25 protein-coding genes are annotated in these 25,385 nt (G+C 42.3%); 22 read left to right on the forward strand and 3 right to left on the reverse strand.

The features are described from left to right. Window positions 1-6: 6 nt before the first annotated feature. From recN to ACSSTM_RS00780, 5 genes are all read left to right on the forward strand, one after another. Window positions 7-1,740: a DNA repair protein RecN gene (gene recN / locus ACSSTM_RS00760; RefSeq protein WP_106037972.1), complete on the forward strand. Its 1,734-nt coding sequence runs from the start codon at window positions 7-9 to the stop codon at window positions 1,738-1,740. 198 nt (window positions 1,741-1,938) lie between these two features. After that, window positions 1,939-3,216: a SpoIVB peptidase gene (gene spoIVB, locus ACSSTM_RS00765; protein ID WP_034661244.1), complete on the forward strand. Its 1,278-nt coding sequence runs from the start codon at window positions 1,939-1,941 to the stop codon at window positions 3,214-3,216. A gap of 285 nt (window positions 3,217-3,501) precedes the next feature. Next, window positions 3,502-4,305, forward strand: a complete 804-nt coding sequence (spo0A, locus tag ACSSTM_RS00770; protein ID WP_012010520.1) for a sporulation transcription factor Spo0A — start codon at window positions 3,502-3,504, stop codon at window positions 4,303-4,305. A 444-nt stretch (window positions 4,306-4,749) separates the two neighbouring features. Beyond that, on the forward strand, window positions 4,750-5,850 hold the full coding sequence (locus ACSSTM_RS00775) for a Rap family tetratricopeptide repeat protein (protein ID WP_066030680.1): 1,101 nt from the start codon (window positions 4,750-4,752) through the stop codon (window positions 5,848-5,850). A 226-nt stretch (window positions 5,851-6,076) separates the two neighbouring features. Further along, window positions 6,077-6,814 carry a glycerophosphodiester phosphodiesterase gene (locus ACSSTM_RS00780; protein WP_034661241.1) on the forward strand — a complete coding sequence of 246 codons (738 nt, stop codon included), beginning with the start codon at window positions 6,077-6,079 and terminating at the stop codon, window positions 6,812-6,814. A gap of 34 nt (window positions 6,815-6,848) precedes the next feature. On the opposite strand, the gene ACSSTM_RS00785 is transcribed toward ACSSTM_RS00780, so the two are convergent. Beyond that, window positions 6,849-7,085, reverse strand: a complete 237-nt coding sequence (locus ACSSTM_RS00785; RefSeq protein ID WP_309415611.1) for a DUF2627 domain-containing protein — start codon at window positions 7,083-7,085, stop codon at window positions 6,849-6,851. 149 nt (window positions 7,086-7,234) lie between these two features. On the opposite strand from ACSSTM_RS00785, the gene ACSSTM_RS00790 reads away from it, so the two are divergent. The 9 genes from ACSSTM_RS00790 (at window position 7,235) to ACSSTM_RS00830 (ending at window position 17,655) form a co-directional block, all read left to right on the forward strand. Next, window positions 7,235-9,307: a sigma-54 interaction domain-containing protein gene (locus ACSSTM_RS00790; RefSeq protein WP_034661239.1), complete on the forward strand. Its 2,073-nt coding sequence runs from the start codon at window positions 7,235-7,237 to the stop codon at window positions 9,305-9,307. A gap of 125 nt (window positions 9,308-9,432) precedes the next feature. Then, on the forward strand, window positions 9,433-10,326 hold the full coding sequence (gene yqiS, locus ACSSTM_RS00795) for a phosphate butyryltransferase (protein ID WP_309415610.1): 894 nt from the start codon (window positions 9,433-9,435) through the stop codon (window positions 10,324-10,326). 25 nt (window positions 10,327-10,351) lie between these two features. Continuing rightward, window positions 10,352-11,446, forward strand: a complete 1,095-nt coding sequence (gene bcd / locus ACSSTM_RS00800) for a branched-chain amino acid dehydrogenase (protein WP_309415609.1) — start codon at window positions 10,352-10,354, stop codon at window positions 11,444-11,446. Window positions 11,447-11,479: 33 nt separating this feature from the next. Beyond that, window positions 11,480-12,601, forward strand: coding sequence for a butyrate kinase (gene buk / locus ACSSTM_RS00805; RefSeq protein ID WP_034661235.1), 1,122 nt, complete (start codon window positions 11,480-11,482; stop codon window positions 12,599-12,601). Further along, on the forward strand, window positions 12,591-14,015 hold the full coding sequence (gene lpdA, locus ACSSTM_RS00810; RefSeq protein WP_106031016.1) for a dihydrolipoyl dehydrogenase: 1,425 nt from the start codon (window positions 12,591-12,593) through the stop codon (window positions 14,013-14,015). Before buk ends, lpdA begins: the two co-directional genes overlap by 11 nt. A gap of 17 nt (window positions 14,016-14,032) precedes the next feature. Further along, complete coding sequence (locus tag ACSSTM_RS00815) at window positions 14,033-15,025, forward strand: thiamine pyrophosphate-dependent dehydrogenase E1 component subunit alpha (protein WP_060596813.1); 993 nt, start codon at window positions 14,033-14,035, stop codon at window positions 15,023-15,025. A 12-nt stretch (window positions 15,026-15,037) separates the two neighbouring features. After that, complete coding sequence (locus tag ACSSTM_RS00820) at window positions 15,038-16,021, forward strand: alpha-ketoacid dehydrogenase subunit beta (RefSeq protein WP_034661229.1); 984 nt, start codon at window positions 15,038-15,040, stop codon at window positions 16,019-16,021. Between the two features lie 18 nt (window positions 16,022-16,039). Then, window positions 16,040-17,296, forward strand: a complete 1,257-nt coding sequence (locus ACSSTM_RS00825; RefSeq protein WP_420734871.1) for a dihydrolipoamide acetyltransferase family protein — start codon at window positions 16,040-16,042, stop codon at window positions 17,294-17,296. A gap of 65 nt (window positions 17,297-17,361) precedes the next feature. Next, the gene (locus ACSSTM_RS00830; protein ID WP_034661226.1) at window positions 17,362-17,655 is read left to right on the forward strand and encodes a YesK family protein; all 294 of its coding nucleotides are present in this window, start codon (window positions 17,362-17,364) and stop codon (window positions 17,653-17,655) included. A 15-nt stretch (window positions 17,656-17,670) separates the two neighbouring features. Here ACSSTM_RS00830 and ACSSTM_RS00835 read toward each other — a convergent pair whose 3' ends face one another. Next, the gene (locus ACSSTM_RS00835; RefSeq protein WP_034661225.1) at window positions 17,671-18,564 is read right to left on the reverse strand and encodes a YegS/Rv2252/BmrU family lipid kinase; all 894 of its coding nucleotides are present in this window, start codon (window positions 18,562-18,564) and stop codon (window positions 17,671-17,673) included. A gap of 170 nt (window positions 18,565-18,734) precedes the next feature. On the opposite strand from ACSSTM_RS00835, the gene ACSSTM_RS00840 reads away from it, so the two are divergent. The 6 genes from ACSSTM_RS00840 (at window position 18,735) to ACSSTM_RS00865 (ending at window position 23,267) form a co-directional block, all read left to right on the forward strand. After that, entirely contained in the window at window positions 18,735-19,172 is a 438-nt protein-coding gene (locus tag ACSSTM_RS00840; RefSeq protein ID WP_034661224.1) for a BrxA/BrxB family bacilliredoxin, read from the forward strand. Window positions 19,173-19,367: 195 nt separating this feature from the next. Further along, complete coding sequence (locus ACSSTM_RS00845; RefSeq protein ID WP_095285372.1) at window positions 19,368-20,132, forward strand: transporter substrate-binding domain-containing protein; 765 nt, start codon at window positions 19,368-19,370, stop codon at window positions 20,130-20,132. A gap of 126 nt (window positions 20,133-20,258) precedes the next feature. Then, a complete protein-coding gene (locus ACSSTM_RS00850) occupies window positions 20,259-20,915 on the forward strand; it encodes an amino acid ABC transporter permease (RefSeq protein ID WP_003215691.1) in 657 nt (218 codons plus the stop codon). Continuing rightward, the gene (locus ACSSTM_RS00855) at window positions 20,908-21,630 is read left to right on the forward strand and encodes an amino acid ABC transporter ATP-binding protein (protein WP_034661222.1); all 723 of its coding nucleotides are present in this window, start codon (window positions 20,908-20,910) and stop codon (window positions 21,628-21,630) included. The genes ACSSTM_RS00850 and ACSSTM_RS00855 overlap by 8 nt, the downstream gene beginning before the upstream one ends. A gap of 120 nt (window positions 21,631-21,750) precedes the next feature. Beyond that, window positions 21,751-22,704, forward strand: coding sequence for an aromatic acid exporter family protein (locus ACSSTM_RS00860; RefSeq protein ID WP_034661221.1), 954 nt, complete (start codon window positions 21,751-21,753; stop codon window positions 22,702-22,704). Between the two features lie 53 nt (window positions 22,705-22,757). Beyond that, window positions 22,758-23,267, forward strand: coding sequence for a L,D-transpeptidase (locus ACSSTM_RS00865; protein WP_034661220.1), 510 nt, complete (start codon window positions 22,758-22,760; stop codon window positions 23,265-23,267). Window positions 23,268-23,305: 38 nt separating this feature from the next. Here the strand turns inward: ACSSTM_RS00865 and prli42 are convergent, their stop codons facing one another. Continuing rightward, window positions 23,306-23,398 carry a stressosome-associated protein Prli42 gene (gene prli42 / locus ACSSTM_RS00870; RefSeq protein WP_149865350.1) on the reverse strand — a complete coding sequence of 31 codons (93 nt, stop codon included), beginning with the start codon at window positions 23,396-23,398 and terminating at the stop codon, window positions 23,306-23,308. A gap of 102 nt (window positions 23,399-23,500) precedes the next feature. On the opposite strand from prli42, the gene mce reads away from it, so the two are divergent. Together mce and ACSSTM_RS00880 are read left to right on the forward strand one after the other, a co-directional pair. After that, the gene (gene mce, locus ACSSTM_RS00875) at window positions 23,501-23,923 is read left to right on the forward strand and encodes a methylmalonyl-CoA epimerase (protein ID WP_034661218.1); all 423 of its coding nucleotides are present in this window, start codon (window positions 23,501-23,503) and stop codon (window positions 23,921-23,923) included. Further along, window positions 23,910-25,379 carry an acyl-CoA carboxylase subunit beta gene (locus tag ACSSTM_RS00880; protein WP_170938394.1) on the forward strand — a complete coding sequence of 490 codons (1,470 nt, stop codon included), beginning with the start codon at window positions 23,910-23,912 and terminating at the stop codon, window positions 25,377-25,379. The genes mce and ACSSTM_RS00880 overlap by 14 nt, the downstream gene beginning before the upstream one ends. Window positions 25,380-25,385 lie beyond the last annotated feature (6 nt).

Here is a 25,385-nt window from a genome sequence, read left to right on the forward strand (position 1 = left end):
AAATGAGTGTTAGCAGAACTAACCATTAAAAACTTTGCAATCATTGAAGAGTTAACGGTTTCGTTTGAAAAAGGACTCACAGTCCTAACAGGGGAAACAGGTGCTGGAAAATCCATCATGATTGACGCAGTCTCACTTCTTGTAGGAGGGAGAGGGTCGTCTGAATTTGTTCGTTATGGTGAAAAAAAGGCAGAACTGGAGGGGCTTTTTCTTGTGCCAGCCGATCACCCTGTATTTGCTTTATGCGAAGAGCAGGGAATTGACGCATCGGATGAAATGATGATTCTTCGCCGTGATATTAACAATAACGGAAAAAGCATCTGCCGCATCAATGGCAAACTTGTCACGATCTCACTTTTACGCGAAGTAGGACGCCTTTTGCTCGATATACATGGGCAGCACGATAACCAGTTATTGATGGAGGATGAAAATCATCTGCATTTGCTCGATCAATTTGGAGCAGAAGAAATTGCACCTGCTTTGTCACAATATCAAGAAGCATATGAGCAATATACAAAGACAGCCCAAAAGCTAAAACAGCTCTCTGAGAATGAGCAAGAGATGGTGCACCGGTTAGATTTACTGCAATTTCAGCTAGAGGAGATTGAAGCGGCACAATTAGAGCCGGGAGAAGATGAGAAGCTTCAAGAAGAGCGCCATCAGATCAGCAACTACGAAAAAATCTTTTCCTCACTCCAAAACGCATATAATGCCTTGCGCAATGAGCAGGGAGGACTTGATTGGGTTGGCATGTCATCAAGCGAGCTCGAGCAGGTTTCTGAGATCAACGACGATCTGAAAAAGCTATCCGAACAAGTGTCGAACTCCTATTACTTATTAGAGGATTCGACGTTCCAAATGCGAAGCATGTTGGATCAATTAGAGTTCGACCCAGCACGTCTTGATTTTATTGAATCTAGGCTGAATGAAATGAAGCAGTTAAAACGAAAATATGGGACAACGGTTGAGGAAATTTTGGAGTATGCGGCGAAGATAGAAGAAGAAATAGATCAAATTCAAAATCGAGATAGCCACCTGCAGACGCTTAAAAACAAACTGGATGCAATGAGCCGTGATGCCCTGCTGGAAGCTCTCAACGTTTCGGAGCTTCGTAAAAAATGGGCCACAAAGCTAGCGAAGCAAATTCAAACGGAACTAAAGGATTTGTATATGGAGAAGTCATCGTTTGACACAGCTTTTTCCATTCGGTATGCGCCTTTTGGCAGTACGGACTATCCGCTGCTAGATGGAAAGCCCGTCCAGCTCGGAAAAAACGGAATCGACCAAGCACAATTTGTTATTTCTACAAATACAGGCGAACCGATGAAATCTTTATCAAAAGTAGCCTCGGGTGGAGAAATTTCACGTGTCATGCTCGCCGTGAAAAGTATTTTCTCAGCCAAACAAGAAGTCACGTCCATTATTTTCGATGAGGTGGATACGGGCGTAAGCGGCAGAGTGGCACAGGCGATTGCCGAAAAAATTTACAAAGTAGCAGCTGGCTCACAAGTGCTCTGCATTACGCACCTCCCGCAAGTAGCAGCAATGGCTGACACGCATCTCTTCATTTCTAAACGCTCTAAAGCTGGCAGAACACTGACGAGCGTCAAACCATTAAGTCATGAAGAAAAAGTGAGTGAAATTGGCAGGATGATTGCGGGTGTGGAAGTCACTGAGCTGACAAAACAGCACGCAAAAGAATTGCTGCATCAAGCAAATGATGTCAAAACAACAGGGTAGCTGAAAAACCAGCTGCCTTTTTTATATTGTGTCAAAATCGCTGTATATACCCGTGAAATCGTCTTTTTCTTTTATCAATTTATCCAATCATTTTCTATAGGTGCCGGTTATAAATCCTAGCGAAGAAGGCAAAAGTAAAGATGTAGCCAAAACATGAGTGTTCTGGTGTGGGTAAGGAGCGAGGAGAGTGAAAAATGAATGCCCGAAAAGATGAGAAAAGCCATTGGTGTGATTCTCCTTGTTTCTTTAATAAGTACAGGGTTTATGAGCATAGTGAAGGAATACATCAGCATTCCAACAAATGTTGCTGTATTTGAAAAACAGAAGCACTCAATTGACACATCAATAGAAGCGTCAGCCAATGCTTCTTCACAAGCCTTTAGTCTTTCAGAGAAAAAGAATCAGCTTGAAGTGACAGGACAAAAGGCGGGAAAAGCCGAAATTGTTTATGATTTTAAAGGATTTCCTATTAAGAAAACAAAAGTCGACGTTCTCCCTGAATTAAAAGTCGTTCCTGGAGGACAATCCATTGGCGTCAAGCTCCACTCAGTAGGAGTTCTCGTTGTAGGTTTTCATCAAATCACAACAGCAGACGGCAAAAAATCACCAGGCGAAGCCGCAGGCATTCAATCAGGGGATATGATCATTGAAATCAATGGTCAAAAGATGGAGAAAATGAATGACCTCACCCCATTTATCCAGAAAGCAGGAAAAACAGGTGAAACGCTTCGTTTACTCATAAAAAGAGACCATAAAACCTTTCAAACAACATTAACACCCGCAAAAGATGCAAGTGAAGGCACCTATCGAATTGGTCTTTACATTCGAGATTCCGCAGCAGGAATCGGCACGATGACCTTCTTTGAACCATCTTCTAAAAAATATGGTGCCCTTGGGCATGTGATTTCTGACATGGATACAAAAAAACCAATCGTTGTCAACAATGGTGAAATTGTCAGATCAACCGTGACATCAATTGAAAAAGGCACAGGAGGCAATCCTGGAGAAAAATTGGCGAGATTCTCTTCCGAACGAAAAACGATAGGGGATATCTCCCGCAACAGCCCATTTGGTATCTTTGGTACGTTAACCGAAAAGCTTGAAAATCATGTATCAGACAAACCGCTTCCAGTCGCTTTATCAAATGAAGTAAAAGAAGGTCCAGCAGAAATTTTAACCGTTGTGGATCATGATAAAGTGGAGAAGTTTGATATTAAAATCGTCAGCACGACACCGCAGAAATTCCCGGCAACAAAAGGGATGGTATTGAAGATAACAGATGAACGTCTTTTAAGTAAAACGGGCGGTATCGTCCAAGGCATGAGCGGAAGCCCCATCATCCAAAACGGAAAGGTCATTGGAGCGGTCACACACGTATTTGTCAATGATCCGACAAGCGGGTACGGCGTACACATTGAATGGATGCTGTCAGAAGCAGGAATCGATCTTTATCAAAAAAACAAAAAAGCAAGCTGATCATCAAACTGCCGCGAATCTCCCGGCAGTTTTTTTCTCCCCTTTCTTTCTCTGCCATCATGTTATAAAATAAGGAAAAAGAGATTTTTCGACAAAATGGAAAATAGTATGTTGTCAAATTGCAATAATCGTCGATTCGTTAAGAAAAACGTAGAAAAAGCTAGATAATGCTCTATTATTCGGAAAATTAAAGTTTTTTAAAGGGGATAGCATGGTTTTGTCGAATTGAACACTCAGAAGAGAAATGCAAAAGACTAAAGGAATCGACATTGGGGAGGAAAGAACGTGGAGAAAATTAAAGTGTGTGTAGCTGATGACAATCGAGAGCTTGTTGGCCTTTTGACAGAGTATATTGAGGGACAGGAAGATATGGAAGTACTTGGCGTGGCGTATAATGGCCAGGAATGTCTGACATTATTTAAAGATAAAGAGCCCGACGTTCTCCTCTTAGATATTATCATGCCTCATTTAGACGGTCTTGCTGTACTGGAACGCCTCCGTGAAAACAATGACATGACCAAACAGCCAAGTGTGATTATGCTAACGGCGTTCGGTCAAGAAGATGTCACGAAAAAAGCAGTTGATTTGGGCGCATCCTATTTCATCTTAAAGCCATTTGATATGGAAAACCTAGTCGGTCATATTCGTCAAGTCAGTGGAAACGGCACACAAGTCACCCATCGATCTTCATCTATCCAAAACAGTGTCCTTCGGAACAAACCTGAACCGAAACGTAAAAACTTAGATGCGAGCATTACGACGATTATTCATGAGATTGGCGTACCCGCTCATATTAAAGGATATTTATACTTAAGAGAAGCGATTTCGATGGTGTACAATGACATTGAGCTTCTCGGAAGCATCACAAAAGTGTTGTACCCAGACATCGCGAAGAAATTTAACACGACTGCCAGCAGGGTAGAACGAGCGATTCGCCATGCGATTGAAGTTGCTTGGAGCAGAGGAAACATCGATTCCATTTCTTCACTCTTTGGTTATACAGTCAGCATGTCTAAAGCGAAACCAACCAATTCTGAATTTATCGCGATGGTAGCTGATCGTCTGCGCTTAGAGCATAGAGCTAGCTAGTTCATTTTCATAAAAAAACGTTTCTTCAAAGAGGCGTTTTTTTATTTTGAAAAAACATTGTCAAAAATTGGTCGTATTGATACAATCATTTGGACAAACTCGGCTTGCTTTATTTTCGGAATAAAATGAAAAATAAAGCATGAAAGAAATGGGGATGACATAAATTAGTGATAATCAGCTACGCCAATCAATTGTTTGGTCTTCAAATAGAAGAAGAAAAAGCTCATTCGTAAGGAAAAGGATGAGAGAAAAAGGTCTGATGGATTTGGTAAATAAAGCAAATGAGATCGAAAGTTCTATTTCTATTGACCTGATTGGTTGGCGTTTTAAAGTCACTGGCTTCTTAGAGATTGTGCCATTTGAACTGAATATTCCCATTGTCGAATTTAATAATTTTCACATTCTTTTACTATGCTATAATAATGAGAAGAAGAGGGTGAGGTTATGGGAAAGCTGAAAATCCACTCTGCTGAGGTAGCGAACGAAATTAGCAAGTGGACGAGGGTCATTTCTCAGAATGACCTAGAAAAATCTGCTGTCTATAAAGAGAAAATTCAGAATTTGCTAAAAAATACAGATGAAGACCGTGAAGTTCTCCTTTATTATCAGCTTGTTAATGGCAGACATGAAATGTTACTTGGAAATATTGAAAAAGCCAATCACATTATGAAGAGTGTCGGAACGCTCGATGAGAAAGCAGATGACATTATTAATTTTTATTTTTACTTTTACAAAGGCCAATATGCTGCATATGTGAAAAAGTATGATGAAGCCATCAGTTTTTACAAAATTGCAGAACAGCGCCTAAAACGTGTGAATGAAGACCTTGAAGTAGGCACTTTTCACCATAAGGTTGCTTCAATCTATTACGAACTGAAACAAAATTTCATATCCATTAATCATATCAAAAAAGCCATCGATACGTTCAAAGCGCATGAAGAGTATACAGCGCAGGCGATTGACAGTTTGATTTTACATGCAAGTAATTGTATTGATTTGTTTCAATTTGAAGAGGCAGAGGAAAAATACCAAGAAGCACTTGAGAAAAGTAAACGCATTAACAATGAAGTGCTGATTGGGAAATGCTATCACAATTTAGCCGTTCTTTATTATGCGAAGCCTGATTATGAAAAAAGCGCACAATATGCCAAAAAAGGGATGGGCATTCAAATTCACCGTGACAATAGCCATTATTACATCCAATCTTTATATGTTCTGGCAAATGCCTTAGTTCATCTAGGAGATCAAGAGGCGAAGGAATATATTAAAGAGGGTATTCAGTATAGCTGCGATATCCAAAATAATGAATATATAGTAAAATTTGAAATTTTGGATTTGATGTGCGAAAATAGTGGAGCAGCAGACGTATTCTCTGAAAAATTAGACTACATAGAAAAAAATAGATTATATGTGGAGCTTGAGGATTTGTCTGAACAAATATCGAAATACTTCAAGGAACGAAATGACTATCAAAACGCCATTCGTTTTCTTGAAAAGAAATTCGATGCACAAATACTTCAAAAGAAAGTGGAGGTTATCTTATGAAAAAGTTGTTGTTAGGTGTAACCGTCGTTACAGCAGTCGCAGTTGTTTCTTCCCTTTTTGCTCTTGACGCAGAGACGACAGAGCAAGCCATCAGAGCGATTACGTGATCGAATTTATCTGTGAGCCTCTTCGTACTAATCAGAAGAGGTTTTTTTATGTGCTCAAACTGGAAAAATGAAAAGAGACACGTCATAATGAAAGGAAGCATCATACTTAGAGGTGACCTATGACGAAAATTTTTGCACACAGAGGTTTTAAAGGAATCTACCCTGAAAATACCATGATAGCCTTTGAGCAAGCACTCCATTCTGGAGCTGACGGAATTGAGCTCGATGTTCAGCTGACGAAAGATGGCAAGCTTGCTGTCATTCACGATGAGAAGCTGAACAGAACAACGAATATGAAGGGATTAGTGAAAGACCATACATATGAAGAGTTAAAAGCAGGAGATGCGAGTCATTCTTTCTATGAAGAAACTGGTGCTGTATCCATTCCTCTTTTAGACGAAGTATTGGAGCTAGTGACGCAGCAATCATCACTCATCATCAATATTGAACTGAAAAATTCCATTTATCGATATCCTGGTATTGAAGAGAAAGTAAAGGAGCAAATTGAACACTTTCAAATAGAAGATCGTGTACTTGTCTCATCGTTTCATCATGGGAGTTTAGCTCTTTTTCACAAGCTGATGCCGCATGTTGAGCTTGCTGTTCTCACAATGGATGTGATTCATCAGCCGGAGATGTACTTAAAAACAGTGCCTGCAAGAGGTTATCATCCGAATATAAAGGGCGCAGGGGTGACAAAAGAAGTCGTGTCGGCTCTCCGTGCCGCTCAGCAAGTGATCAGGCCGTTTACGGTAAACAGTGAAAAGCAGATGAAAAGCATGTTTTCCTTAGGTGTCGATGGAATTTTCACTGATTTTCCTGACAGAGCCGTCAAAATAAGAGAAGAAATGAAATAAAGACCTGCTATCAGAAGCGGGTCTTTTTTCATGTCTATCTCTGCTTAAAGCGGGTGGTCACTTTATTGCGTTTGCGGTCTCTATATAAAATAAAGCCAGCGACTACATAAAGACCTCCTCCTAAAAATAATAACCCTGCAATTCCTTGCAGCCATAAAAATGGAAATGGTGCAATGATGATGCCGAAAACCGTGTCACGCAGCAGCTTAATCCCAAGTGCAGCAAGCGCGCCAGGTATTAAAATAATCATTAATGCAAGTATTCTCCCCATCAAATGTCCCCTTAAACGTCATTTACTTCCATTGTCTAATTCAAAAAATATTTTGTCAAGAAAGGAAAACGTGGTAATATAAGAGTTGTGCAATTTTTTGCAACGGAAAAATATGGTGTGCAAATTTTTTCATATAAAGGGGTAACGGGATGCAGAGAGTCTTGATTGTCGGTGCAGGACACGGTGGATCAATATTGCTTGAAACATTGCTGAAAACAAATATGATTCAAATCGTTGCGATCGCCGACCTTGATCTTGGGGCACCGGGGATGGTAGAAGCGAAAAAGAATGGAATCGATACGACAACGGATTGGAAAGAATACATAAAAGATGACATTGATATCATCATTGAAACAACGGGCAGTTCAGCTGTGCTTAAAGAACTGATGAAAGAAAAACGAGAGCATGCTGTCATTGTTCCGAGTTCGATGGCATACGTCATATCAGAATTAATGTCAGAAAAGCATCAGCTCATTCAAATATTAAAGGAACAAACCTATAAACATGACCGCATTTTTAATGCAACGAACGATGGCATGATTTTTATTAATATGGATGAAGAAGTCGTCCTATTTAATCGGTCGGCTGCCAAAATGGTTGGATGTTCGCAAAAAGATGCGATTGGCCGTCACATACGTGAAGTCATTCCAAACACAAAGCTTCCCGATATTTTAAGATCGAGGGAGCCTGAATTTAATCAAAAACAATTTCTGAATCAGCAAATACAAATTGTCACAACGCGTTTGCCAATTATTGATGACGCAGGAAGAATGCTGGGCGCTTTATCGATCTTCAAAGATATTACAGATGCGGTGGAGCTTGCGGAGGAAGTCACAAACCTCAAAGAAGTGCGGACAATGCTTGAGGCCATTATTCAATCATCGGATGAAGCGATATCCGTCGTAGATGAGCAGGGGAAAGGAATTTTAATCAACCGAGCTTACACGAAAATGACGGGGTTAACAGACAAAGAAGTTGTGGGCAAACCAGCAGGTGCGGATATTTCTGAAGGCGAAAGCATGCATTTGAAGGTGCTTGAAACGAGAAGGCCGGTTCGAGGCGTTAGAATGAAAGTCGGACCAAATAAGAAGGATGTGATCGTCAACGTAGCGCCAGTGATCGTTGATGGCATTCTAAAAGGCAGTGTCGGCGTCATTCATGACGTATCAGAAATTCAATCACTCACCAATGAATTGAATAAAGCAAGACAGCTCATCCGTACACTTGAAGCAAAGTACACTTTTGAAGACATTATTGGAGAAAGTGAGCAAATGCTTGTGGCACTTGAGCAGGCAAAGCTAGGGGCAAAAACACCAGCCACCATTTTACTCAGGGGAGAATCAGGTACTGGGAAAGAGCTGTTCGCGCACGCTATACACAATGAAAGTGACCGGAAATATAATCGCTTTGTAAGAGTCAACTGTGCGGCCTTATCGGAAACCCTTTTAGAGTCAGAGCTTTTTGGCTACGAGGAAGGAGCGTTTTCTGGTGCAAGGCGCGGCGGTAAAAAAGGGCTGTTTGAAGAGGCAAATCACGGCAGTATTTTTTTGGATGAAATTGGTGAAATGACGCCAAGTACACAAGCGAAATTATTACGCGTCATGCAGGAGAAAGAAATTGTCAGAGTAGGCGGAACTAAAGCCATCCCTGTTGATGTACGTGTGATCACCGCAACAAATGTCAATATTGAAAAAGCGATGGCGGAAGGAAAATTCAGAGAGGACTTATATTATCGCATGAACAGATATCCGATCTCTATTCCGCCGCTAAGGCAGCGCCTTGAAGATATTGACTCCTTAAGCAAACGTCTCATCCAGAAGATCAATTTAGACTATGGACGAAATGTGAGCGGCTTAACGGAAGGGGCGCTCGATAGACTTCGATCCTACAGCTGGCCTGGAAACGTAAGAGAACTGGAAAATGTCCTTGGACGAGCCATGATCTTTTTGAACCCGCAAGAAGAATGGATCGATGAAGATCATATTTCCTTCATGGAGTCAGAAGAGCAGGAAGAAAAAGAGCAGCAGGAACTGGCTGTCAGTCAATTTGAGGGAGAGACACTTTCGGATGCTGTTGAGGCATTTGAAGCGCAGCTGATTAAACAAACCCTTGAAAAGCATCAATTCAACCGCACGAAAACAGCGAAAACGTTAGGGATTAGCATTCGAAACCTTTACTATAAAATGGATAAATATCAACTTGCAAAAGATAGCATGCAATAAAATGCATGTTACCTGCAAAAAATTGCATGTATTTCATGCGAAATGTCTTATGTCGCTGCATTTCAAGCTGGCACAGAACTTGCATATGAAAACCATGAACCGAGCATAAGGAAAGGTGGACATATATGAAGCTTGACGATCTGATTATGAAAGCCGCCCAGCTGCAAAATAAAACTGCTGCTGTGGCTCATGCAGAAGACGAAGAAGTGCTTCATGCCATCAAGATGGCAATTGAACGAAAGGTCGCTCGCTTCCTGCTGGTTGGGAACAAACGCAACCTGAAGGAGCTGGTGAAACAGCATGAGATCAATGACGACTGGATAGATATTATTCATTCGGATTCTCCTGAAGAATCAGCCAAAATTGCCGTGCAGGCAGTGAGTGAGAAGCATGCAGATATATTGATGAAGGGGCATGTCCCGACAGCCGTTCTTTTAAAAGCGGTACTGAATAAAGAGTACGGGCTGCGGACAGCGAGTGTCCTATCACATGTCGCGGCATTCGAAGTGCCGGGCTTTGATCGTTTTATTTATGTCACGGATTCTGCGATGAACATCGCGCCCGATTTAAATATGCTCAAAGAGATCACGATCAATGCTGTTCAAGTAGCACAAGCTGTCGGAAACGACATGCCAAAGGTGGCAGTGTTATCTGCGGTAGAGGTCGTGAACCCGGCAATGGATTCAACTTTGACAGCGGCAAGTCTGGCACAAATGAATAGGCGAGGTCAAATTTCTGGCTGCCTCATTGACGGGCCTCTTGCTTTAGACAATGCCATTTCTCAAACGGCAGCTTCTCATAAAAATATTACGAGTGATGTCGCCGGTCATGCAGATATTTTGCTTGTGCCAACGATTGAAGCAGGGAACATTCTTTATAAATCTCTCATCTACTTTGCACATGCAAAGGTGGGAGCTGTGGTGGCAGGAGCGAAGGCGCCGATTGCCTTAACAAGCCGGTCGGATACAGCCGAAAGTAAGCTTTATTCAATTGCACTTGCCATCTGTACATCAAATTAAGCGGAAGTCATAGGAGGAATAAACAATGGAACTTTTTAAATATATGGAACGATACGATTATGAGCAGCTTGTATTTTGTCAGGATGAACAGTCTGGCTTAAAAGCCATTATTGCTATTCATGATACAACACTTGGGCCAGCACTAGGCGGGACGAGAATGTGGACGTATGAAAACGAAGAAGCAGCGATCGAAGATGCGTTACGTCTAGCAAGAGGGATGACTTATAAAAACGCAGCAGCAGGCCTGAATCTTGGCGGCGGGAAAACAGTCATCATCGGTGACCCGAGAAAAGATAAAAATGAAGAAATGTTCCGTGCGTTTGGACGCTACATTCAAGGATTGAATGGCCGCTATATCACAGCGGAGGATGTCGGTACAACGGTAGAAGACATGGATCTTATTCATGAAGAAACAGACTTTGTGACAGGTATTTCTCCTGCATTTGGTTCTTCCGGAAATCCGTCTCCTGTTACGGCTTACGGTGTATATAAAGGGATGAAAGCTGCTGCCAAAGCTGCATTTGGGACCGATTCATTAGAAGGAAAAACAATTGCTGTCCAAGGTGTTGGGAATGTGGCCTACAATCTGTGTAAACACCTGCACGAAGAAGGCGCACAGCTGATTGTCACAGATATCAACAAAGACTCTATAAAACGAGCTGTAGAAGACTTTGGTGCAAAAGCAGTAGACCCTGACGATATTTATGATCAAGCATGTGATATTTATGCACCATGTGCACTTGGTGCAACGATTAACGATGTAACGATTCCTAAGTTGAAAGCAAAGGTCATCGCAGGTGCAGCCAATAACCAGCTGAGAGAAACGCATCACGGCGATCTTATCCATGAAATGGGCATTGTCTATGCACCTGATTATGTGATCAATGCAGGCGGCGTGATTAACGTTGCTGATGAGCTTTATGGCTATAATGCAGATCGTGCGATGAAAAAAGTGGAAGGTATTTACCAAAATATTGAAAGTGTCATTGAAGTTTCAAACCGTGATGCCATTCCAACTTATAAAGCGGCAGACCGATTGGCAGAGGAGCGAATTGAAAGAATGCGCAAATCAAGAAGCCAATTCCTGCAAAATGGTCAACATATTTTAAGTCGTCGCTAATTTGAAGAATGAGTTGAAACGGAGGTTTTGTTTTTGCTGACAAAAGAATGGCGTATTCTCACAATCAATCCTGGCTCTACTTCAACAAAAATCGGTGTGTTTCACAATGAACGATCTATTTTTGAAACGACACTCAGACATACAGATGAGGAATTAAAGCAATTCCCACATATCATTGATCAATTTTCATTTCGTAAAGAAACAATCCTGAAAACGCTGCATGAACAAGGGATGAACATCTCAAAGTTTGATGCAGTGTGCGCACGCGGCGGCCTTCTCCGGCCTATCGAAGGAGGCACATATGAAGTCAATGAGCAAATGGCCCAAGACCTCAAAGAAGGATATGCCGGCCAGCATGCATCAAATCTTGGCGGTATCATTGCACGAGAAATTGCACTTGGCCTGAACATCCCAGCTTTTATTGTCGATCCAGTTGTGGTGGATGAGCTAAAACCAATTGCTCGTATTTCAGGGCTGCCAACGATTGAAAGAAAAAGCATCTTCCATGCATTAAATCAAAAAGCAGTCGCAAGAAAAACAGCTGCTTCCTTTGGGAAGCGCTACGAAGATTTGAACATGATTATTACGCATATGGGCGGCGGCGTCACCATTGGTGTACATGAAAAAGGAAAAGTCATTGATGTCAATAACGGACTGCATGGCGAAGGACCTTTCAGCCCGGAGCGAGCGGGGACCCTGCCAACAGGTGACCTCGTCAATCTTTGCTTTTCTGGTGAGTACAGCCAAGAGGAAATGCTGAAACGCATTATTGGTGAAGGCGGACTTGCGGGCTACCTTGGCACGACAGATGCTGTGAAAGTGGAGCGCATGATCGAAGCAGGCGATGAACGGGCGGCGCTGATTTATGAAGCGATGTGCTATCAAATTGCCAAGGAAATCGGTGCGGCTAGTGCTGTCTTAAAAGGAGCAGTTGACGTCATTGTGTTAACAGGCGGACTTGCGTACAGCAAACAAATTACATCAAGTATTAGAGGATACATTGACTGGATTTCAGATGTTGTCGTGTATCCAGGCGAAAATGAACTGCAATCATTAGCAGAAGGTGCACTTCGTATTTTAAAAGAAGAAGAATCACCGAAAGAATACCCAAATGATCAACGAATGAAGAAAGGAGTGACAAGTCATGGCAACTGAATATGACCTCGTCATTCTTGGTGGAGGCACAGGCGGCTATGTAGCGGCCATCCGTGCCTCACAGCTTGGATTGAAAACAGCAGTTGTAGAAAAAGAAAAGCTTGGCGGAACATGTCTGCATAAAGGATGCATTCCGTCTAAAGCGCTGCTTAGAAGTGCAGAAGTCTATCAAACCGTCAAACGTGCTGCTGATTTTGGCGTTGAGGCAAACGGCATTGCCTTGCAATTTGCCAATGTGCAGAAAAGAAAAACAGAGATTGTAGAGAAACTAGCAGGCGGCGTCAAACACTTAATGAAACAAGGAAAAATTGATGTCTATGAAGGGATCGGCCGTATCCTTGGTCCATCTATCTTTTCGCCAATGCCAGGAACCATCTCCGTAGAAATGGCAAATGGAGATGAAAATGAAATGCTCATTCCAAAGCAGGTCATTATTGCGACAGGTTCAAGACCGCGGGTGCTGCCTGGGCTTGAAGCAGATGGGACGCACATTCTTTCATCAGATGATGCACTTGAACTGCCAGAGCTTCCACAATCAATGCTCATTGTCGGCGGCGGGGTGATCGGAATTGAGTGGGCTTCCATGCTCAATGATTTTGGTGTGAAGGTGACTGTGATTGAATTTGCAGATCGCATATTGCCAACAGAGGATCATGACATTTCTAAAGAAATGGAAAAGCTTTTATCTAAAAAAGGCATCACCTTTGTGAAAAATGCGAAAGTACTGCCAGATACCGTCAAAAAGCAGGAGAATCTCGTGACGATTCAAGCAGAAAAGGATGGAGACATTCAGACGTTTGAAGCGGAAAAACTTCTTCTTTCAGTCGGCAGAGTACCAAATATTGAAGGCATTGGTCTTGAAAACACGGACATCCAAACAGAAAAACAAGGCATTGTCGTGAATGAACATTATCAAACAAAAGAATCGCATATTTACGCAATAGGAGATGTCATTGGCGGGCTTCAGCTGGCACATGTGGCTTCACACGAAGGCATGATTGCTGTGGAACATATGGCTGGGAAAGATCCAAAGCCGCTCGATGAAACGCTCGTATCTAAATGTGTCTACTCTCACCCAGAAACCGCTAGTGTTGGACTCACTGAACAGGCGGCAAAAGAGCAAGGCTTCGAAGTGAAAATGGGGAAATTTCCATTTATGGCGATCGGTAAAGCGCTTGTGTACGGGGAATCTGATGGATTCGTCAAAATCATTGCCGATCAAAAGACAGATGATATTTTAGGGATTCATATGATTGGTCCTCATGTCACAGATATGATATCTGAAGCTGGATTAGCCAAAGTACTTGATGCAACGCCGTGGGAAGTGGGGCAAACGATCCACCCGCATCCAACCTTATCAGAGGCGATTGGTGAGGCAGCTCTTGCTGTTGACGGGAAGGCGATCCATTTTTAATCAAGGAGGGAAATAAGATGAGTAACATGCGTCATCAGGAATTAGGATTATCAGATGAACAAGCAATTGATATATATAGAACAATGCTTCTAGCAAGGAAAATTGATGAACGGATGTGGCTTTTAAACCGTTCTGGTAAAATTCCATTCGTGATTTCTTGTCAAGGGCAGGAAGCGCAGCAAGTCGGTGCTGCTTTTGCTCTCAATAGAGAAGAGGATTACGTCTTACCTTACTACCGTGATATGGGGGTTGTCCTCGCATTTGGGATGACAGCCAAAGATTTAATGATGTCTGGTTTCGCAAAACAAGACGATCCAAACTCGGGCGGAAGACAGATGCCAGGTCATTTTGGACAAAAATCAAATCGAATTGTGACGGGATCTTCACCTGTCACAACGCAGGTTCCTCATGCAGTGGGGATTGCACTTGCTGGACGTCTGGAGCAGAAAAACTTTGTCAGCTTTGTCACGTTCGGTGAGGGCTCTTCAAACCAAGGTGATTTCCACGAAGGCGCTAACTTCGCTGCTGTGCATAAGCTGCCTGTTATTTTCATGTGTGAAAACAATAAGTACGCGATTTCCGTGCCGTATGACAAACAAGTGGCATGTGAACGCATTTCAGATCGTGCAATTGGGTACGGAATGCCTGGTGTAACCGTTGATGGCAATGATCCGCTTGAAGTATATGCCGCTGTCAAAGAAGCGAGAGACCGTGCGGCAAGAGGCGAAGGGCCAACGTTGATTGAAACGATCTCTTACCGTTTAACTGCGCATTCAAGTGATGATGATGATTCAAGCTATCGAGAAAAAGAAGAAGTGCTCGAAGCGAGAAAGAAAGATCCGCTCATCCAATATGAAACGTATTTAATCGAAGGAAACGTCATGACTTCTGAAATGAAAGAAGAGATGACAAAAGAAATCATGCAAATCGTAAACGAAGCGACTGATGAAGCGGAAAACGCTGCTTATGCTGATGCAGAAAGCGCACTTCGTTACGTGTATGCGGAGTAAGGGGGAAGAAAAATGCCTGTTATGTCATATATAGACGCCATTACACTGGCGATGAAAGAAGAAATGGAACGAGATCCAAAAGTGTTTGTGCTCGGAGAGGATGTCGGGAAAAAGGGCGGCGTATTTAAAGCGACAGCGGGTCTTTATGAGCAATTCGGAGAGGCGCGCGTCATGGATACACCTCTTGCAGAATCAGCCATTGCTGGTGTAGGTATTGGGGCAGCGATGTATGGAATGCGCCCAATTGCGGAGATGCAATTTGCGGATTTCATTATGCCTGCAATCAACCAAATCATTTCAGAGGCTGCGAAAATCAGATACCGCTCAAATAACGATTGGAGCTGTCCAATGGTCATCCGCGCACCTTACGGGGGCGGTGTACACGGGGCGCTTTATCATTCACAATCGGTTGAAGCGATTTTTGCCAATCAGCCTGGTTTGAAGATTGTCATGCCTTCTACACCTTATGATGTAAAAGGTCTTTTAAAGGCTGCGGTGCGTGATCCAGATCCTGTATTGTTCTTTGAACACAAACGTGCCTACCGTCTCATCAAAGGAGAAGTACCTGAGGAGGATTACACACTCCCTATTGGAAAAGCAGATGTGAAACGTGAAGGCGATGATATCACGGTCATTACATATGGCCTCTGTGTCCATTTTGCGCTGCAAGCAGCAGACCGCCTTGCGAAAGACGGCATTTCTGCGCATATTCTCGATTTGAGAACAGTGTACCCGCTCGATCAGGAAGCCATTATTGAAGCGGCATCAAAAACAGGCAAAGTGCTTCTTCTAACGGAAGATACAAAAGAGGGCAGCATCATGAGTGAGGTAGCGGCGATCATATCAGAGCATTGCTTATTTGATTTAGACGCACCAATCAAACGTCTAGCCGGACCAGAAATCCCGGCAATGCCTTATGCGCCGCCAATGGAAAAATTCTTCATGGTCAATCCAGATAAGGTAGAAGCTGAAATGAGAGAGCTAGCGGCGTTTTAAGAAAGAGGAGGGTTTCAAGTGGCAATTGAACAAATGAAAATGCCTCAGCTAGGTGAAAGTGTAACAGAAGGAACCATTAGCAAATGGCTTGTTTCACCTGGCGATCATGTGAATAAATACGATCCGATTGCGGAAGTCATGACGGATAAAGTGAACGCAGAAGTCCCGTCATCTTTTACAGGAACGATTACAAAGCTATCGGCTGAAGAAGGCGATACGCTGCAAGTAGGAGAAGTGTTCTGTGAAATTGAAGTAGAGGGCAGCTCGCAGCAGAGTGCGAAAGAAGAAGCGGCACCTGAGCAAAGTGAAGCACCTGAAGCAGATCAAACAAAAGAGAATCAAAGTCAAAAGAAACGCTACTCTCCAGCAGTCCTTCGTTTAGCAGATGAGCACAGCATTGATTTAGCGGCTGTTCAAGGAACCGGAGCAGGCGGACGAATCACAAGAAAAGATTTACTTCAGCACATTGAAAACGGCGGCGTACAAGAGAAGGCAGCACCTGTTAATGAACAGGCGGCAAAGCCGGAGCCTGCGCAGCCATCAAAACCAAAAGCGGCGCCTTCCGTCTCTACAATGCCTGGTGATGTTGAACTGCCAGTCACGCCAATTAGGCAGGCGATTGCGGCAAATATGCTGAGAAGCAAACATGAAATTCCGCACGCATGGACGATGATGGAAGTCGATGTGACAAACCTTGTGACAAGAAGAAATCAGCTCAAGGACCAATTTAAAGCAAAAGAAGGCTTTAATTTGACGTTCTTTGCGTTCTTTGTCAAAGCAGTGGCACAAGCATTAAAGGAATTCCCAGAAATGAACAGCATGTGGGCTGGAGATAAAATTGTGCAAAAGAAAGCAATCAATGTCTCGATTGCTGTTGCGACTGATGACGCTCTTTTTGTTCCAGTCATTAAGGATGCGGATGAAAAAACGATTAAGGGCATCGCCAAAGAAATTCATGAGCTTGCTTCCAAGGTGAGACAAGGAACACTGAAGCAAAGTGACATGGAAGGCGGCACCTTTACTGTAAACAACACGGGATCATTTGGTTCTATACAATCCATGGGAATCATTAATTACCCGCAAGCGGCGATTTTACAAGTAGAATCGATCGTGAAGCGTCCAATGATTGTAAATGGCATGATTGCAGCAAGAGACATGGTCAACCTTTGTCTTTCATTAGATCACAGAGTACTTGATGGTCTTGTATGCGGCAGATTCCTTCAACGAATAAAACAAATCCTTGAAGGCATTGACGAGCAGACATCTGTTTACTAAAACAAGAATGTCCCCCTCCCGGTATGGAGAGGGGGATTTCTATATAATGAGAAAGGAGCGGTGATATGTCTGGATTAGACTTTTTTGCGTTTTTAACGGTTGGACTCATGTTTATCACAGCAATTGCGTTCGCTTTTCTTCGATATATTTCTAAATCACGCAATCATCCTGAAAGATTACTACTCATCATATCAATCGTTTCAATGATTCAAATTGTGTATTGCTTGCTGATTGTCGGTGGATTTAAAGGAGCAGCGAATAGCCTTTTAGGAATTTCTCTTCTTGCCGGGACTCTGCTTGGCTATGCACTTGAATATTTATACAGACGCTATATCAAAAAAACGCCCGAAAAAGAATGATTTCGGGCGTTTTCTTTATTCTGCTGGAACAATAAAGGTCAAATGCTGTTTTAACACTTCTAAAGAAGCAGGGGCTGTCATGTACACTTCGCCATCCGTATCGGCATCCATTTCCTCTTTTGTGTGGATCCGAATACTGGACGCTTGAATGAGGGAGAGATCGCCGGTGAAATCCTCCAGCTCCTCCCGGTTCATAGAAAAGATTTCTTTTAGAGCAGAGAAGCTCGTATTTCTGCAAATGAAGATTTCCGCTTTTCCATCATCTATTGCTGCATTGGCCAAATCAATTTTATTTGTCCCGATGAAATGTCCATTCATCACAAGAACGATGACGGCTTCTTCTTCCCAGCTTTCCTCCTCTGTTTCAATTCGTACGTGAAAAGGATCTGTTTGCTGCAAGGTGCGCAGGGCACTTGTGAAGTAGCTGATTTTGCCGAGTACAGCTTTTTCCTTGTCATTAATATTGTTGGATGTGTCTGCAATCAGCCCGATGCCCCAAAAGTTTAACAAGTATCGATCTCCTGCTTTGATTAAGTCGACCTTCTTTTCTATGCCGTCTACAATTATTTGAGCGGCTTTTTGCATTTGTTGCGGAATACCAAGCGTTCGAGAAAAGTCATTGCATGTCCCGCCTGGTAATATCGCTACAGCCGGCCTTTTTTCTAAACCGCCGATGCCATTCATGCATTCATGCACGGTTCCATCTCCGCCTAATATGATAAGCAATTCTATCGTCTCATCAATTGCACGACAGAATTGATAAGCATCATTTGGCTGTTTTGTTGGTTTAAGAATGAGTTCATCAATATGTAGAGAAAGAAGAGGTACTGTTTGACCGAGAATTTTTTCCATGTTTTTTTGTCCAGCATTTCCATTATAAATGAGCATCGCTTTTTTGAATTGTGCCATCACGCAGTTCTCCCTTTCATCTCTTTATCATCACTTTTCCCCAATTTTGCGGCGTATAAACGATGTTCAGAAAAAGTGGGGAATGAAAAGACAACACATTTGCCCGCAGGCGTTTTCCTTGATATGATGTTGTTAAAATGGTTTTGGCATGCTAAAGGAGTGGACGGACAATGAATATTGATTTTAATTTATTTATGAATGATATTGTGAAACAAGCGAGAGAAGAGATCAAACAGGCAGGCTATACTGAGCTTACATCATCTGAAGAGGTAGATGAAGCACTGTCTAAAAAAGGCACAGCACTTGTGATGGTGAATTCAGTATGCGGATGTGCTGGCGGTATTGCAAGACCAGCTGCAGGCTATTCTGTTCATTACGATAAGCGTCCAGATCAATTGCTGACAGTGTTTGCTGGACAAGACAAAGAGGCAACAGCAAGAGCCCGTGAATACTTTGAAGGCTTCCCGCCATCTTCACCATCCTTTGCATTATTAAAAGATGGAAAGATCATTAAAATGGTCGAACGTCATGAAATTGAAGGACACGAGCCAATGGAAGTCGTGTCAAAGCTTCAAGCTGCATTCGATGAGCATTGCGAAGAAATTTAATGTGTGACGTTTGAATGATGAAATAAAAAGCAGTCCGGTCTTTAGATCGGTCTGCTTTTTATTTTATAAGACCATTGAATCAAAATAATTTTAGCAAAATACTATTGCATCTTAAAAAGAAAGTGTTTAAAATACATTGTAGTGAATAAATATTCAAAACAATACATGATTTTAAATACTAGGAGGCATTATCTTATGAAAAAGTGGTTATTATTACTTATGACAGCTGGTCTTGCAGCTGCACTCGCAGCTTGCGGAACTTCTTCTAATAATTCAAACGCATCAGGAGATGACAAAACACTCGTGATGGCGACATCAGCAGATTATCCGCCATTTGAATCAAAAGACGGAGATGAAATTGTCGGTTTTGATGTGGATCTTGCAACAGCACTAGCGAAAAAGAACGGCTACAAGCTAGAAATTCAAGATATGGATTTTGCAAGCCTTGTATCAGCGCTTAAAACAAATAAAGCTGATATCGTCCTTGCAGGCATGACCCCTACAGAAAAACGAAAAAAACAATTAGATTTCTCTGATGTTTATTACAATGCTAAAAACTTAGTTGTCTCAAAGAAATCTAGCGGAATGAAAACAGAGAAAGACTTAAAAGATAAAACAGTCGGCGTTCAATTAGGTTCAATCCAGCAGGATGAAGCAAACGGTTTGCAAAAGAAATATAACTTAAAAGTGGAAGACCGTAATAAAATCTCTGATATCATTCAAGAAATCAAAGCAGGTCGTTTTGATGCAGCCATTATTGAAGATAAAGTAGCTGCTGGTTATTTGAAAAAAGAAAAAGACTTCCAAGCATTTGGATTGAATAGTTCAAACGAAGGTTCAGCCATTGCATTCAAGAAAAATAGCGACTTAACAGCCAAATTTAATCAATCATTAAAAGAAATGCAAGACAATGGCGAACTTGATAAATTAATTAAAAAATGGTTTGCTGATGAAAAATAAGTCAGGAAAAGGATCAGCGTCATTCATGAAAATTCAGTAGAAAGCGCTGAAAAGTTCAACTTATGTTGAACTTTTTTCCTGTTTTATTTTTTGATTTCGTATGAAGGCATAAAAAAGGAGACTGTCATGTTAGATTTTAAAGATGTAATACCTCAAATGCCCTTTATTTTAGAAGGGCTTAAGGTCACACTTTCTATTGTTGTGGTATCACTTTTTCTTGGATTTATCTTAGGGATTTTATTAACGCTTTGCAAAATTAGTGTATTTAAGCCGCTCATTTGGCTTGCAGATTTTTATACATCCATCTTCCGAGGCACACCGCTTGTGCTTCAATTGCTCATTATTTATTTTGGTCTGCCTCAGCTTCTCGGGTTTCAAATCGATCAATACTGGGCTGCTGTAGCCGCATTTTCACTAAACTCTGCGGCATACGTATCTGAAATTATTCGTGCTGGTATTAATGCGATTGATAAAGGTCAAAAAGAAGCAGCCGTTGCTTTAGGCATCCCTTATGCTAAAATGATGAAGGACTTATTGCTTCCGCAGGCATTTAAAAATATTTCACCTGCACTTGTGAATGAAACGATTACACTGACAAAAGAATCAGCTATTGTGACAGTTATTGGACTGGGAGATGTCATGAGACGAGCCTACCAAGCAGGTGCCGTCACGTATAATTATCTTGAACCGCTAATTTTTGCGGGTCTTATCTATTATGTCATCGTGCTTGTTCTCACCTTTGTCGGCAAATCGGTGGAAAGGAAGTTAAAATCAAATGATTAACATAGAGAAACTCACAAAATCTTTTGGCAAAAATGAAGTATTAAAGGGGATCGACACCACCATTAAAGAAGGGGAAGTTGTGGCAGTCATTGGACCATCTGGTTCAGGAAAATCGACGTTTCTTCGCTGCATCAACTTGCTTGAAAAGCCGACTTCTGGTGTCATTACAATTCAGGATACTGAAATCACAAACCCAAAAACCAATGCACTCAAAGTGCGTGAGAACATCGGAATGGTGTTTCAGCATTTCCACCTGTTCCCGCATAAAACCGTGCTGGAAAATATCACGTATGCGCCAATGAATGTGAAGAATCAATCGAAGGAAGACAGCATCAAACAAGCTGAAGATCTGCTGAAAAAGGTAGGGCTTTTAGAGAAAAAAGATGATTTTCCGAACCGTTTGTCAGGCGGTCAAAAGCAGCGTGTGGCAATTGCACGTGCGCTTGCGATGACTCCAGACATCATGCTGTTTGACGAACCAACTTCTGCACTAGATCCAGAAATGGTCAAGGAAGTCCTAGAGGTCATGAAAGAGCTTGCTCAATCTGGAATGACACTTGTGATCGTCACACATGAAATGGGCTTTGCAAAAGAAGTGGCTGACCGCGTGATCTTTATGGATGATGGGAAAATTGTAGAGGATGCAAACCCTGTGCAATTCTTTGAATCGCCGTCGTCACAGCGCGCGCAAGACTTCTTACAAAAAATATTATAAAGAAAAAAGAGAAGGCGACTTAACATCTCCTTCTTTTTTTGATTATAATGGGGAAAGTAAAAAAAGTTCATCATTTCACAATAGTGAATGGAAACAAGACAGAAAAGAGTGAATCACATCATGTTTAAAATCGGCTACCGAACGCTGAAAACAGCACTAGGAACAGCGATCGCCATTTATATTGCACAACTGCTCGGCCTTCAAAATTATTCCGCTGCCGGGATTATTACGATCCTGTGTATTCAGGTGACGAAGAAACGGTCGCTCCTCGCATCAGGCGCCCGCTTTGCAGCTTGCAGTCTTGCCATTTTATTTTCTTATCTATTTTTCGATCTGATTGGGTATCATCCTTTTGTGATTGGTCTGATGCTGCTTGTCTTTATTCCGACAACCGTTTTGCTCCGCATTAAAGAAGGGATTGTCACAAGTTCAGTCATCATTCTCCATTTATACATGTCCGGCGGGATTACCCTTCACCTCATTTGGAATGAGCTGCTGCTGATAACAATTGGTGTTGGCGTAGCACTTATCATGAACTTGTATATGCCAAGTGTCGATAAAAAGCTCAAACGCTACAGCGAACAGATTGAAGCCAACTTTGCAAAAATCTTTGAGGAAATCGAGCAATACTTAATGACAGGGAAACAAGACTGGACAGGAAAAGAAATACCAGAGACACATCAATTGATCAAAGAAGCGAAAGCTCTCGCATATCGTGATGTTGAAAACCATGTCCTAAGACATGAAAACCTGTATTATCATTATTTTAATATGAGGCAAAAGCAATTCGAAATCATTGAGCGTGTGCTTCCGAAAATCACGTCCATTTCCATCACAACAGAGCATGGGCAAATGATTGCCGAATACGTCAGAGACTTACGCGAACATATTCACCCAGGGAACACGGCGCATAAGTTTTTAAGACGTCTCATTGATATGAAAGAAGAGTTCGATAAGCTTCCGCTGCCGCAAACACGAGAAGAGTTTGAGGCAAGAGCTGCACTTTTTCATTTCCTCGGAGAAATGGAACAATATTTAGTATTGAAAAGCTATTTTAAAGGGATGAAAGAATAGAGACGCATGAGTTCCTCCTTCATTGGTCAATCTAATGAAAAAAGGAGGAGCCTATGCGTCTTTTATTTTATACCGTATTGACCATGTCCCTTTCACCTATCTGGCCGCTCGGACAAAACCCGCTTCCAGGAGACCCGTATGTCATTATTAATAAACAAACAAATGAACTTGCCTATATTGATCAAGGACAAATCCAAAAAATATATCCTGCTTCTACAGGGAAAACAGCCGATTTAACACCAGAAGGGGAATTTACCATTATGATCAAAGCGAAAGATCCCTATTACAGAAAAAAGAATATTGAAGGCGGTGCGAAGAATAACCCTCTTGGCCGAAGGTGGATTGGATTTGATGCACGAGGAACAGATGGCAGAACGTACGGAATTCATGGGACGAGTGACGAAACATCGATTGGGAAATTTATCACGGCAGGCTGTGTGAGACTTCATAATCAAGATGTAGAGCTTCTATTTGACCAGCTTCCGATTGGAACAAAAGTATGGATTACAACATCAAGCGATTCATTTGAAAAGCTTGCCAAAGACAAACAGGCCATTCGTTGATTGAACGAATCACCTGCTTGTCTGCTTTTATTGAAACCTTATAAAAAGGTTGCTGCTCCTGCTAAAAGTGAAGAAATTAACAGCAGGCTAATCATGAGCAATACCATGAATTTCATAAATTTCTGAGACATATCGCACCCCTATAACCGAAGATTTTTTGCGACGAACGCACCTTTCTTTATTCTAGCTGGTTTTTTCAAATGCGACAAGTGATCAACAAAGGAAGTGAACGGATGAATCAAATCGATCATATTGCCATTGCGGTCTTTTCTATTAAACAAACATCTCAACTCCTTCATCAGCTGTTTAACTGGCATTTTTCAGACATACAAGAGGTTCCTGAGCAGGAGATTAAAGCGTCCTTCGCTTCACTTGATCATGTGCACATTGAATTAATTGAACCAATGTCAGACAGCAGTAAACTACATACCTTTTTAACAAAAAGAGGAGAGGGGCTCCATCATATTGCGTTAAAGTCAGGTGACATTCATGCAGATCTTAACCATCTTGATCACCTTGGCGTGCAGCTTCTCCAAAAATCAGCACAGAAGGGCGCAAGCGGCAAGCAGATTGCATTTATTTCACCTAAAGAAACGTCTGGTGTGTTATTCGAATTGTGCGAGCCCTTGAAAGGAGAAAAACATGGCAATGAATGAATCGTTCAATGACTTGTCTAAATGGCGGGAAAAAGCATTAATGGGCGGCGGTGAAAAACGAGCAGCCGCGCACAGAAACAAAGGAAAGCTATCGGTTCGCCAGCGGCTGCATGAACTTCTTGACGGGGGCAGTTTCATGGAAATTCAGAGGTTTGCAACAGGCCGCATGTCAGAGCATGTCGGTGATGGCGTCGTCATTGGAACGGGACTTATTCATGGAAAGCCAGTATGTGTTTATGCACAAGATGCAACAGTGCATGGGGGCTCTTTAGGCGAGATACATGCCAAAAAAATTGCTTCACTAATGGATCTCGCTGCTAAAAATCAGATGCCGGTCATCGGTCTAAAAGACTCAGGTGGTGCGAGAATTCAAGAGGGTGTGGTATCATTAGAAGGATACGGACAGATTTTTAAACGGAATGTGCTGTACTCTGGTCAAATCCCGCAAATATCCGTTATTTTAGGCTCATGTGCTGGAGGTGCAGTCTATTCTCCTGCTTTGACTGATTTTGTCTTCATGACAGAACAAACAGCTCATATGTTTTTAACAGGTCCGAAAGTAATAGAAAAGGCAACAGGAGAAACGGTCTGTCCTGACCGTCTTGGCGGTGCAAGTGTTCAGCATCAGACAAGCGGGAATGTGCACTATACTGGGAAAGATGAGCAGGACGTGTTAAAGGCGGTTCGAACACTTTTAACGTACATACCAACGACTAAACAGCCTGACATGCACACTGAAGTGCAAAAGCATGACGCCGTTGATCCAGGCAAAATCTTGCCAAAGGATCCATCACGCACCTATGATGTCAAACAAGTGGTGACAGCGATCATCGATCCAGGCTCATTCTTTGAGACCCAGCCTTGTTTCTCAAAAAATATCGTCACAGGGTTTGCCAGATTAAAAGGGGCTCCAATTGGTGTAGTTGCCAATCAGCCAAAGGTGCTGGCAGGAAGCCTTGACCTTGACGCTGCCGATAAAGCGGCCAGGTTTATTCGATTTTGCGATGCGTTTCATATTCCGATCTTAACGCTTGTCGACGTCCCTGGTTTTTTACCAGGGGAGAAAGCCGAGCATGCGGGAATTATCCGTCACGGCGCAAAGCTTTTATATGCGTACGCTGAAGCGACCGTTCCAAAAATCACGGTGATTTTAAGAAAGGCGTTTGGCGGTGCATATGTCGCGATGAATAGCAAGGGCTTAGGCGCTGACTTTGTTTATGCATGGCCAGCGGCAGAAATTGATGTCATGGGGAAAACGTTCGCAGACGAAATCGTTCATCCTGCTTCGCGTGAGGTTGAGACGGAGCCAAGTGTATTAAAAGCGGCTCAGGCAGGGCTGATAGACGATATTTTCATGCCGGCTGAAACGAGAGAGCGATTGATTCGCTCGTTTGATTTGCTTCGCAGGAAGGAAGAAGATAGACCGTTAAAAAAGCATGGCAACATGCCGCTATAAGAGGAG

The organism is Bacillus sp. RK1064 (assembly GCF_051488405.1).
In the GTDB taxonomy this organism is placed as follows: Bacteria; Bacillota; Bacilli; order Bacillales; family Bacillaceae; genus Bacillus.